The sequence below is a fragment of the Gordonia sp. NPDC062954 genome (assembly GCF_044543825.1).
In the GTDB taxonomy this organism is placed as follows: Bacteria; Actinomycetota; Actinomycetes; order Mycobacteriales; family Mycobacteriaceae; genus Gordonia; species Gordonia tangerina.
This window is the reverse complement of the sequence record NZ_JBITWL010000068.1, coordinates 1-2,182: the sequence shown is the minus strand read 5'-3', so window position 1 is coordinate 2,182 and position 2,182 is coordinate 1. Positions and strand designations below refer to the sequence as shown.

The window sequence follows — 2,182 nt, the reverse complement described above, 5'->3', positions numbered from 1 at the left end:
GATAGGAAGACGATCCGGGCCTACCTCAATGGTGAGCGCACCCCGGGCGAACGTAAGAAACCGGCGGTGGATCCGTTCGAGCCGTTCCTGGACTATGTTCGGGCCCGACTCGACGAGGACCCGCATCTGTGGTCGCGCACGTTGTGCGATGAACTTGAGGACCTCGGCTACGCCCAGTCGTATCAGACCCTGACCCGCCAGATCCGGATTCGCGGTCTGCGACCAAAGTGTGCGGACTGCGCGCAGGTCACCGAACGGGCGAACGCGATCATTGAACACCCGCCAGGTGAAGAGACGCAATGGGATTGGGTGGAGTTGCCGAATCCTCCATCGCAGTGGGGTTGGGGTTCGACCGCGTTCTTGCTGGTCGGGTCACTGTCGCATTCGGGGCGGTGGCGCGGCTATCTGGCACCTGATATGACCCGCCCGCAGGTGATCGCCGGTATCGACCGCATCACCCGCCGCTTGGGTGGGGTCACCAAGTCGTGGCGGTTCGACCGGATGGCCACGGTGTGTCACCCGGCAACCGGGGCCTTGACCGCCGAGTTCGCTGGTGTCGCCAAGTATTACGGTGTTTCGGTAGCCGTGTGTCCACCCCGGCGTGGGAACCGCAAAGGTGTGGTGGAGAAGTCCAATCACATTGCCGCGCAACGCTGGTGGCGCACACTTCCCGACGAGCTGACCGTCGAGCAAGCCCAGGCCAGTTGTGACACGTTCTGCCGGACCCGCTCAGATGTGCGTATGCGCCGAACCAAAGATGGGCGCTCGAACGTGGCCACCGTCGCCAAGCGCGAACCGCTCAGCGCCCCGCCAGCGGCTCCGTACCCGACGACGGTCACCGAGGTGCGGAAAGTGTCTCGCCAGGCGTTGGTGGCGTGGAAGGGCAACCAGTACTCGGTGCCCCCGGAGTTGGCGATGAACGACGTGCACGTCAGCGAACGACTCGGCGACGGGCATATCGACATCGCCACCGACTCGGGCATCGTGATCGCCCGCCACCGCCTGGCCGCTGCAGGCTCGGGAGCCCAAGTGCGTGACCACGGCCATGTCGTCGCCCTGGACACCCTGGCCCAGGCCGGCGCCTCATCGAGTCGCCGGCCGCATCGCCGCAAGGAACGCATCCCACCGGGCCAAGCCGCTCGACAAGCTGCAGAGGCGCTGCGTCACAACACCACACACACCACCGCGCCAACAGCTCAGGCGTCGGTGATCGACCTGAGCGTGTATGAACGCGCCGCACAGAACAGGACCCAACTCCCATGACCAACAAGACCGACACAACCACCACCACCGTGAATCCGACCAATGATGCGCCGCAGTCACAATCGGCGGTCTCGGTGTATCAGCAGCTGCGTGGGCATCTCGCCGTACTCAAACTCGACGCCGCCGCGCAAGCCCTACCGCAGGTGCTGCAGATCGCTGCCGAGCAGGAGTGGACGATGACCTACACCCTTGAGCACCTACTGGGCATCGAGGTCGATGCCACCGAGGCCCGTCGCCTGGCCGGGCGGCTGCGGTTCGCCTGTCTGCCCACCCCCGCCACCCTGGACGGGTTCGACTACGACGCCGCCCCCGGAGTCGACCGGGCGTTCATCCGTGAACTGGGCACCTGCGCGTATCTGGAATCGGCGACGAACGTGCTACTCATCGGCCCACCCGGCACCGGCAAAACCCACCTCGCGGTCGGGCTGGCACATGCCGCGGTGCACGCCGGCTACCGCACCTATGTGACCACCGCCGCCGATCTGGCCGCGCGCTGCCACAAAGCCGCCATCGAGGGCCGCTGGGCCACCTGCATGCGGTTCTTCGCCGGCCCCACCCTGCTGGTGATCGACGAACTCGGATATCTACCATTGCCGGCCGAAGCCGCGTCAGCATTGTTTCAAGTTGTGGCACAACGATATTTGAAAACAAGCATCGTCATCACCACCAACCGGTCAGTCGCCGAATGGGGTGAAGTCCTCGGCGACACCACCGTCGCCGCCGCCATGCTCGACCGACTGCTGCACCGCTCAGTCGTGCTCAAACTCGACGGCGATTCCTACCGACTACGCGACCACCACGCACGCACCCAAAACCAGCGCACCGCCACCGCGCCAACCCGACGGACGCTACAGTAGGAGCCGCCCACAGGTGGGGAATTTCAGCGAGCACACCTGGGGAAGTTTCTTGAGCCTCGTCA

At 65.2% G+C, this 2,182-nt stretch carries 2 protein-coding genes; both read left to right on the top strand.

Annotation, left to right across the window (positions count from 1 at the left end):
- Positions 1-1,263 (top strand): Mu transposase domain-containing protein (locus tag ACIGKQ_RS25300; protein WP_396575179.1); only part of this gene is annotated, 1,263 nt, incomplete at its 5' end.
- Complete coding sequence (istB, locus tag ACIGKQ_RS25295; RefSeq protein WP_396575178.1) at positions 1,260-2,120, top strand: IS21-like element helper ATPase IstB; 861 nt, start codon at positions 1,260-1,262, stop codon at positions 2,118-2,120. The genes ACIGKQ_RS25300 and istB, both read left to right, overlap by 4 nt.
- Positions 2,121-2,182: the final 62 nt, after the last annotated feature.